Genomic DNA, 6,242 nt, shown 5'->3' with positions numbered 1-6,242 from the left:
CAGCATGATGATCGAACCGGTGGGGTCCAGGTTCAAAGTGAGCGGGATGAGCAGGGCTACGCCGGCCACCGGGCCAACTCCGGGAAGGACCCCAATGATGGTGCCCAGCAGGCAGCCCAGGAAGGCGAAGATCAGATTTTGCCAGGTCATGGCGGCTGCGAAGCCGCCGAGCAGTTCGTTGAGTGTGTCCACGTCTAGAGTCCGATCAGGTTCAGCGGAGCGAATGCCGAGACGGGGAGTGCGACGTTCAGCCCGTAGTTGAAGGCATAGAACGCGCCGACGCTTCCGGCAAGGGCGATGATCAGGGAGGACATCCAGGTCCGGCGGTCCCGCAGTTTCAGGTGATAGAGCAGGAACAGGAACATGCTCAGCTGAAAGCCCAGCAAATCCATGACGGACGCCAGGAGCACAAGGCTGACCACGACCGCGATCACCAGACCCCTGTCGATCCCCTCGGCCCTCTCGCTCGGCCGGCGCAGCTCCTGGACCAGCCAGAGCGCCGACATCGCGACCAGCACCCCTCCCATGGCGAACGGGAACAGGCCGGGACCTGGCCCCAACGACGTCCACAGGCCGAGGCCGACCGAACTGGCCAGAACATAGACGCCGACGGCGGTGAACGTGCCGATGCCCGCAAGCACCGACGGAGCGACGCGGATGGCGCGCTCGGGTTTAGTCAGTAGTGACTCCGTTGTCATCGTTTCCTTCTTACGTTGCGCGATATTCTATTTCATAGAATGAAAGAACATTTCGTCTGAAGAAATAGTGACAGGAGACACAAACGCTGTCAAGCGCAATGCAGTTACATAGAATGAAACAATGACAGTGACTTCGACACATTCGGCCGGCTCCGCTGAAGAGGGCGGCCCCAAGGCCGGGAACATGCGCTCCCTGTCCAGGTCGATGGAGGTTTTCGCCGAACTCCAGCGTGCGGAGCGGCCCCAGCGCCTCAGTGACCTGGCCAGGACCTGCGGCATGAGCCTGCCGACGACGTTGCGGATCCTGCGGGTCCTTCAGGATTTCGGCATGGTCAGCCAGACGGACAAGTCCTACCGGATCGGCCCCGCGGTCCTGCCCGCGGCCCGGAGCTACCTGGAGAACGACCCCCTCGTGGTTGCCGCGCGGCCGATCCTCCAGCAGGTGGCCTCCCAGACGGGACTCACGGCCTCGCTGTACACCAGGCTGGGCTTTGAAAGGATCCTCGTCGCACGTGTCGACGGCGACTCGCCCCTCCGCTATGACCTGCCGTTGGGTAAGCGTCTCCCCCTCACCGTCGGAGCGGCCGGGAAGATCCTGCTGGCCACCGTTTCCGATGCGGAACTCGGGCAAGTGGTAGCCGCGGCCGTCGCATCCGGCCATGAGGAGAGTACATTTACTGCCGACGAGCTCCGCGCACGCCTGCCTGAGCCCGGCGTCGATTACGCGTATTCGGCCGATGAGCGTGCTACCGGCGTGCTGTCGGTCGCCGTCGCTGTGCCGAACGGAACCCGACGCCCCAGTGAGTCCATGGCACTAACCAGCCCCGTTGAGTCAGCCACCGAAGCCGGCCTCGAGGCCGGCGTTCCTGAACTCCGGCGCGCCGCCGGCCGGCTCTCAGAACTCTTGGAAGGGTCCGTCTACTAGGCGGGGCCTCACCGCCGCCACGCCACACACGTGCCCGCTCCTCGGGCCCAAGAATGGGCATGTCCCTTCCCCTAGGTGACGGCAGAGGGGCATGCCCTCCCCTGCGCGCCGCCAGTGGACATATGGCCCATATGTCCACTCTGCGCGGTCAAAAATGGGCATGTCCCCCTCCCGGGGTCAGGTCAGGCGCGCGTACCCCAGCAGCGCGGCCGTGCCCATGCCGCCTGCGATGCTGATCATCGCCAGGGCAAGCTGCCCCGGCTCCGGGGACCTGCGGGCCTGTGCGAGCAGCCGGGTGACCAGTACCGCGCCCGAGGCTCCATAGGCGTGACCGAGGGCCAGGGCGCCGCCGTCGAGGTTTGCCTGGTCAGGGTCGATTCCCAGCTGGTCAAAGCACGCGAGCGTCTGGGCCGCGAAGGCCTCGTTGAATTCCACCAGGCCCACGTCCGCGGCACTCAGTCCGTGCGCCGCCAGGAGCCGTTCGGCCGCCGCGGCCGCGCCGATGCCCAGCAGCTGCGGCGCCACTCCGGCAGTGTCGGTTCCCAGGACCAGCAGCCCGTCGGCGGCGCCCAGCTGCCGGGCCCGCTCCATGGACGTGACAACGACGGCGGCGGCACCGTCGGCGTCGAAGCAGGAGTTACCGGCCGTGACCGTGCCGCCGCTGGCAAAAACGGGCGGAAAACGGGCCATCAGGGCCGGGCCAAGACTCGGCCGCGGCCCGTCGTCGGCTGCCGCGGACTCGCCGGAGCCGGCGGCGAGGGGCACGATTTCGGCGTCGAACGTCCCGGCGGCCGCGGCTGCCAGGGCACGTTGGTGGCTGCGGAGCGCGAAAGCGTCCTGGCGTTCCCGGCTGATGCCGAAGCGGGCGGCGACGTTTTCGGCCGCCACCCCCATGTCGGGATCGCCGAAGCTCAGCGGCGCGAACTGGGCCCGGCTGTAAAAGTCCGGGCCGCCGTCGTCGTTGCGGTGGGCGCGGAGCGGAGCCGTGCTGATGCTCTCGACGCCGCCCGCGAGGTACAGGCCGCCGCCGCCCGCCGCGACCAGCCGGGAGGCCAGGACGATCGCGTCCAGACCGGAGCCGCATTGCCGGTCCACGGTGACGCCGGGGACGGTGACCGGCAGGCCTGCCTCCAGCGCGGCGAGCCGGGCCACGTTTCCGCCGCCGCCCACGGCGTTGCCGATCACGACGTCGGTCACGGATTCCCCGGTGCCGTCGCCGGCATCGGCGAGCAGGCTGCGGAGCACCGGAGCCAGGAGTTCGTGGGCGCGGAGCTTCTTCAGTGCCCCGTTGGCGCGGCACAGCGGCGTCCGGCGCGCGGCGATGATGACCGGCTGCCTGTCCTCAGGCAGCAGCCCCGGGAAAGACAGCCCGGGAACAGACCGCCGGGGGAACGACGTTCCGCGGAGCGGCTGCCCGGGTGCTGCCGGCCCGCTGCCCGCGCGCGGCTCAGCCAAGACGCCGGATCCTGGGATCGTTCCGCGCCACCCAGTCCAGCAGCAGCTGCCGGCTGATTTTGCCGCGGTCCGTCAGGGGCAGCTCCGTCAGCACGAAGTACTCCAGGGGGCGCTTGTTCCGGGCCAGCACATCGTCGATCCCGGACCGCAGCTGGGTGGCGGTGACCGCTCCGTGCGAGGGCACGACGCCGGCCACGACGCGCTGGCCGCGAAGATCGTCAAGCATTCCGGCCGCCACGGCCGCCGCGACGCCCGGGACGGAGGCCAGCGCCATCTCAACCTCATGCGGGTAGACGTTGGTGCCGGCGGTGATGATCATGTCGGAGCGGCGGCCCAGCATGTGCAGGGTCCCGTCGGAGAGGTAGCCCTGGTCCCCCACGGTGTACCAGCCGTCGAAACAGCGCAGCGCCTGGCCGTCGTCACCCCACAGGTAGCCGTTGCTGACCATGCCGCTGCGGACGCAGATGTTGCCGTCGCTGCCGTCCTGGAGTTCGGCGCCGTCGTCGTCGAGGATGCGGATTTCGACGCCGGGAAAGGGCTTTCCGACGCCGGTCCCGCCAGGCTCGACGGGCTCGCCCGGACGCAACCCGGCGCCCGAGACGAAGCTAAGCTCGGAGGCGCCGTAGTACTCGAAAATGGTCGCGTTGGGGGCCCAGCGCCGGGCCGCCTCCAGCGTCCGGGCGTCCAGCTTGGAACCGGCGCAGATGATGCTGCGGATGCCGGAGGCATCGACACCGCCGGCCAGGCCCCGCTCGCTGAGCAGCCGGAGCATGGTGGGCACCAGGACCAGGCGGGTGATGCCGTCGTGGCTGACGGCCGCGTGGGCGGCGCCGACATCGAAGTGGTCCAGGCTGTGGAACTCGGCGCCGGCGTACAGGCATTCGGCGAGGGCATAGAGGTTTAGGCTTGCCGCGAGCGGTCCGGGAGCCAGGGACTTGTCGTCCTGCGTCAGTGCGAAGAATTCAATGGAGGCCTCGAAGGATTCCTGCCAGGACCGCCGCGAGCGGGTGAACGCTTTGGGCACCGAGGTGGTGCCGGACGTCAGACCGACCAGGAACGAGGTCTCCGGCGGCCCGTCGGCGAGCCCGGTCCCCGGCCCGGGAACTGCACGCGCCGGACGCGTTTCCGACCCGGCGATGCAGGCGGTGATGCCGTCCTGGAGTTGCTGGGGCCAGGCCGGGTCCAACACGGCGCACTGCCGCTCACCAGCGACGGCCGCGGCGAACGCTACGGCGAAGTGGGTTGAATTTTGTTCGGACAGCACGGTGATGGCCGGTGCCGAGGGCACCAGGGCCGCCGCTTTGTCCCGCAGGCCGGACCAGCTGAGGTGGTCTCCGGCCATGACGACGGCTGTCTCGTCGGGACGGTCATCGGCCCAGCGCTGGAGTCTGTCGAGAAAAGGCATCGAACCAACTTTAGCGTTGCCGGGCGCCGCGGCTGCGTGTGCGGGATATTGTGACTCCATGAGCTTTAACGACAACGCCCCGCTGGACCCGTCACAAGTCCAGGACCGTCGCGGGATGGGCCGCGGCCCGATGATCGGCGGCGGGATCGGCGGCGGCATCATCCTCCTGCTGGCAGCCCTCTTTGGCATCAATCCCCAGCTTCTCGAGGGTCTGGCCGGCACCGTCCAGGAGCCCCAGACGCAGAGCCAGGGCTCTGCCCCCGCCTGCCAGACCGGCGCCGACGCCGACGCCCGCCTCGACTGCAGGATCACCGGAACGGTCAACAGTCTGAACGCCTTCTGGCCGGCCTACCTGGCCCAGTACAACACTAAGTACCCGCGGCCGAAGGCGGTGATCTTCACCGGCGGAACCAACACCGGCTGCGGCGCCGCCACCTCGGACGTGGGGCCGTTCTACTGCCCCGTCGACACCACGGCGTACTTCGATCCTGGCTTCTTCCAGGAGTTGGTGGACCGGTTTGGCTCCTCCGGAGGCCCCCTGGCGCAGGAATATGTGGTTGCCCACGAATTCGGCCACCACGTCCAGAACCTGCTTGGCGACCTCGACCGGGCGCAACAGGATCCGCAGGGCCCCGGTTCCGGGGGTGTCCGGGTTGAGCTCCAGGCCGACTGCTACGCGGGGCTGTGGGCCCACTATGCAACAACGCAGGCGGATCCCAAGACCGGCCAGCCCTATCTCGACCCCTTCACTGACCAGGACGTGAAGGACGCTCTGTCGGCGGCCTCGGCCGTCGGTGATGACCGTATCCAGAAAGCCGCCACGGGCCGCGTCTCACCGGAGGCGTGGACCCACGGATCAAGTGCCCAGCGGCAGAAGTGGTTCTACCAGGGGTACACCACCGGGGACATCAACAAGTGCGACACATTCGCGGTGGCAACGCCTTAGCCCCACCACCCCCCGGTCCCAGCCCCCCTGGTCCCAGCCCTCTGGTCCCGACTCTCTGGCCTACACCCGAGGCCTCACCCGCGCGGCCGGCGCCGGACCGGGACCTCGACATAGCTGAGGAATCCGGCGTGGCCCAGGTGCCGGTGCTTCGCGTGCCACACGGGCCGGTACTGGTGCCCGAAGGGGTCGGTCACCAGTACCGACTCCAGGCGGTCGTTTCCGGCCAGGAGGCGGTCGACGTCGGCCAGCGCATTGCGCCGCGTCGCCAGACCGTCGATGTCCAGGCTCCAAAGCCCCAGCTCAGCATCGGTTCCGCGTTCCAGCTGCAGCGTCTCGAACAGTCCGGCCACGAGCCCGGCGAGCCCGGCGGGGTCAACCCGCTGCAGCCGGTGGGACTCGGGATGCACGTCACGCGCCTCGGCGAGGGCCTGGCGCAGCCAGTGGAACTCCACCGATCCCAGGGGCGGTCCCATGCGCAGGCGGCGGTTCTCGTCCAGCTCCAGGCGGAACGTGGCGGCGCTGCGGTCCATGATGCACGGAGCTTCGCCGACATATTCGAAGTCGGCCAGCAGGGCTTCCCGGGACCGGTAGTAGGAGAAGTCGCCGCTGTCCTCGACAACCACGAAGTCCTTGCCGGCATCGGAGGGCCGCGGCGGTGGCGTGGCATCCATTCCCGTGTGCCTCCTGTTCGACGGCGTGCCCGGCCCGAAGCGCGTGGACCCGTTGTCTTTATCAGACCACCGCCGGGACGATATGGGAACGGCGGCGGGAATGCCGGAAGGAAATGACGGAGAGAAATAACGACGGCGGCCC

Annotated in this window: 7 protein-coding genes; 2 read left to right on the top strand and 5 right to left on the bottom strand. The window is 68.6% G+C overall.

The window, feature by feature from the left end; genetic code table 11:
* Positions 1-192, bottom strand: a 192-nt coding sequence (locus AC1D1W_RS19375; RefSeq protein ID WP_476944549.1) for a tripartite tricarboxylate transporter permease, incomplete at its 3' end; no start/stop codon positions are given.
* 2 nt (positions 193-194) lie between these two features.
* A complete protein-coding gene (locus tag AC1D1W_RS19370) occupies positions 195-698 on the bottom strand; it encodes a tripartite tricarboxylate transporter TctB family protein (RefSeq protein WP_476944548.1) in 504 nt (167 codons plus the stop codon).
* A gap of 121 nt (positions 699-819) precedes the next feature.
* On the opposite strand from AC1D1W_RS19370, the gene AC1D1W_RS19365 reads away from it, so the two are divergent.
* Entirely contained in the window at positions 820-1,623 is an 804-nt protein-coding gene (locus AC1D1W_RS19365) for an IclR family transcriptional regulator (RefSeq protein ID WP_476855923.1), read from the top strand.
* A 177-nt stretch (positions 1,624-1,800) separates the two neighbouring features.
* On the opposite strand, the gene AC1D1W_RS19360 is transcribed toward AC1D1W_RS19365, so the two are convergent.
* Both AC1D1W_RS19360 and AC1D1W_RS19355 read right to left on the bottom strand, forming a co-directional pair.
* A complete protein-coding gene (locus tag AC1D1W_RS19360) occupies positions 1,801-2,991 on the bottom strand; it encodes a thiolase family protein (protein ID WP_476944550.1) in 1,191 nt (396 codons plus the stop codon).
* Positions 2,992-3,070: 79 nt separating this feature from the next.
* On the bottom strand, positions 3,071-4,483 hold the full coding sequence (locus AC1D1W_RS19355) for a class I adenylate-forming enzyme family protein (protein WP_476944547.1): 1,413 nt from the start codon (positions 4,481-4,483) through the stop codon (positions 3,071-3,073).
* A 58-nt stretch (positions 4,484-4,541) separates the two neighbouring features.
* On the opposite strand from AC1D1W_RS19355, the gene ypfJ reads away from it, so the two are divergent.
* A complete protein-coding gene (ypfJ, locus tag AC1D1W_RS19350; protein WP_459384799.1) occupies positions 4,542-5,429 on the top strand; it encodes a KPN_02809 family neutral zinc metallopeptidase in 888 nt (295 codons plus the stop codon).
* Between the two features lie 74 nt (positions 5,430-5,503).
* Here the strand turns inward: ypfJ and AC1D1W_RS19345 are convergent, their stop codons facing one another.
* Complete coding sequence (locus AC1D1W_RS19345; protein ID WP_476944546.1) at positions 5,504-6,100, bottom strand: hypothetical protein; 597 nt, start codon at positions 6,098-6,100, stop codon at positions 5,504-5,506.
* Positions 6,101-6,242 lie beyond the last annotated feature (142 nt).

The organism is Arthrobacter sp. P1_B4 (assembly GCF_056406555.1).
The sequence above is the reverse complement of the archived record's forward strand: the minus strand, read 5'-3'. Positions and strand labels throughout refer to the sequence as shown.

Excerpts from the sequence above, each read along its gene's own strand:
- AC1D1W_RS19355 (WP_476944547.1), bottom strand. The coding sequence starts at position 4,483 with ATGCCTTTTCTCGACAGACTCCAGCGCTGGGCCGATGACCGTCCCGAC.
- AC1D1W_RS19365 (WP_476855923.1), top strand. The coding sequence starts at position 820 with ATGACAGTGACTTCGACACATTCGGCCGGCTCCGCTGAAGAGGGCGGC.
- AC1D1W_RS19345 (WP_476944546.1), bottom strand. The coding sequence starts at position 6,100 with ATGGATGCCACGCCACCGCCGCGGCCCTCCGATGCCGGCAAGGACTTC.
- AC1D1W_RS19370 (WP_476944548.1), bottom strand. The coding sequence starts at position 698 with ATGACAACGGAGTCACTACTGACTAAACCCGAGCGCGCCATCCGCGTC.
- ypfJ (WP_459384799.1), top strand. The coding sequence starts at position 4,542 with ATGAGCTTTAACGACAACGCCCCGCTGGACCCGTCACAAGTCCAGGAC.